Raw genomic sequence first — 2,168 nt, forward strand, 5'->3', positions numbered from 1 at the left:
TCGCAGCACCGTCCCGTCAACCAGGTCGAGGTGAGGTCGTACAGCACGAGGGTGGAGCCCGCCAGATGCTGACGGGCCAGGCGCCGCTCGATGGCCGGTTGTGCGTCATGCAGCCAGTCCAGCGCCCGGTACAGCTCATCGGCGCTGCATTGGCCGACCCCCAGCACGCGGCCCAGCGAGGAGCTGGCGGTGTCGTCAGACACATTTGCGCGCCAAAAAGATGCTTGCGATACATGGCACTCTCCAGATGATGACCGCCTGCATAGCCTCCACTGGCATTCTGGAACTTGCGATTCGGGCGGCCTATCCCGGTGGCTGCGTATTCCACGTATGTGGACGCGCGGGGCGCAACCCACTAGTCGGCGCGAAAGCCTGATGCCTTGATGATCGGCGCCCAGCGAGCGATGTCGGCGGCCATGATGGCGGCGAGTTCTTCCGGCGTGGTGTCGGTTGCATCCAAGCCGAGCTCGATGAACTTCTGCCGTGTTTCCGCCGATCGAATGGTCGCCGACAGGGCGGCCGACCACCTGATGATTTCGGACCTGGGCGTTCTGGTTGGTGCGAAGAACCCGACCCAACCGCTTGCCTGCACTGTAGGGTAGCCTTGCTCGATGAAGGTCGGCACGTCCGGCAATTGGGACTCGCGCTTCGTGCCCGACGTCGCGAGAATTCTGATCCGCCCAGCGCGGTGCATATCGATCAAATCCGAAATCGATGAGATGCCGGCGGGAACCGAGCCGCCGATGAGGTCGATCGACATGGGGGCGAATCCCTTGTAGGGCACCTGGGTCATATCGATGTCAATCGCCTTGGAAATAAGCACACCCAGGAAGTGAGGGAGGCTTCCAGCCGCAGGAGATCCATAGAATGGTTGCGACGGGTGGAGTTTCAGCCAGGCGACAAAGTCAGGAAACGACTGCGCGGGGTGGTTCGTGGGAACCGCAAACGCAAAGCGATAACTGGCGATCTGCGAGATGGGAGAAAAGTCATGCATCGCGTCGTATTGCACATCCCTGAAGGTCATCGGCGCCAGCACCGGCACTGTAATGGGGAGCATCGCCACGGTCGCCCCGTCCGGCACCGCGTTTTTCAGCGCCAGTGCGGCGACGCGCCCTCCAGCCCCCGGCCGTTCCTCGACGAACACGGGCCGCTTGAGCGCCTCTCGCATTCGTTCGGCCAGATACAGCGCCACGTTCCTTGCCGAGCCGCCCTCGAAGGCGAGCATGATCTTCGCAGGGCTGGCGTCGGCGACCTGGGCAAACACTCGCTGGCCCGGTCCGCTCGAAACGATTGCCGCTAGCAGCCAAGGCAGTGTCTGGATCAGACGCATACAACCCCTTCTTCTGGAGAAATCGTGCACGAGGACAAGCCGAATTATCCGTTCCGAAGGGCCATTACGGAGCAGGTCGCTTCGGTCACGGCGCATGCTTCGCTGCAGGAAATGTTGAGCTTCGAGCGCCTGCTGTCGGATCTGTCGGCTGCATTCATCGCCGTGCCTATTCAGGAGATTGATCACGCCATCGATCAGGGTCTCGCGCGGATCGTGTTTGCGCTGGGCATCGATCGTTCGACCCTGAGCCGTGTCTTCCCACTGACTGGCCGAGCCGAGGTCACCCACTCCTTCGCGGTGGAGGGCGTGGATCCGGTGCCGAAACGACTGATCCCCGCGCGAGATTCGAATCCATGGGCCCTGGCGAAGGCGACCGCCAACGAGCCGATCGTTTTTGCCAGTCTGGATGATCTGCCGCCGGAGGCGAGTCTCGACAAGGAGAGCTGGCGCAACATCGGACTGAAATCCCACGTGATGATGCCGATCGTGGTGGCAGGGCAACTGCATGGCAGTCTCAACTTCGGCTGTGTTCGCAATGAGCGCAGCTGGCCGGACGATCTGGTGGCTCGCATGCGCCTGATGGCTGAGATTTTCGGCAGCGCGCTCGCGCGCAAGCGGGCGCAGGAGGAACTCGATCTGGCGGTCGGATTCGAGCGGCTCGCGAGTAGCATTCTTGCGTCGCTCGTCCTGTCGATGCCCGGTGGAGAGAATCGGGCGATCGCGATGGGGCTGCGGCAGATCGGCGAATTCGTGGGCGCCGAGCGGGTGGCGCTCTGGCACAGCGGGGTCGGCGTGCCCTTCGGTGTGACGCAGCAATGGAACGCGGATGGTTTCGCAG

The 2,168-nt window shown here is 62.8% G+C and carries 2 protein-coding genes and 1 pseudogene; 1 reads left to right on the plus strand and 2 read right to left on the minus strand.

Annotated elements, in window-relative coordinates:
• Positions 1-197, minus strand: a pseudogene (locus tag AC1DY5_RS52525) (IS1634 family transposase); the annotation flags it as partial.
• A 158-nt stretch (positions 198-355) separates the two neighbouring features.
• Complete coding sequence (locus AC1DY5_RS52530; protein WP_478122166.1) at positions 356-1,330, minus strand: tripartite tricarboxylate transporter substrate-binding protein; 975 nt, start codon at positions 1,328-1,330, stop codon at positions 356-358.
• A gap of 24 nt (positions 1,331-1,354) precedes the next feature.
• Here AC1DY5_RS52530 and AC1DY5_RS52535 point away from each other — a divergent pair.
• Positions 1,355-2,168: GAF domain-containing protein (locus AC1DY5_RS52535; RefSeq protein ID WP_478122167.1), on the plus strand; the 814-nt coding region annotated here is incomplete at its 3' end.

The sequence above is a fragment of the Variovorax sp. P4_D9 genome (assembly GCF_056401695.1).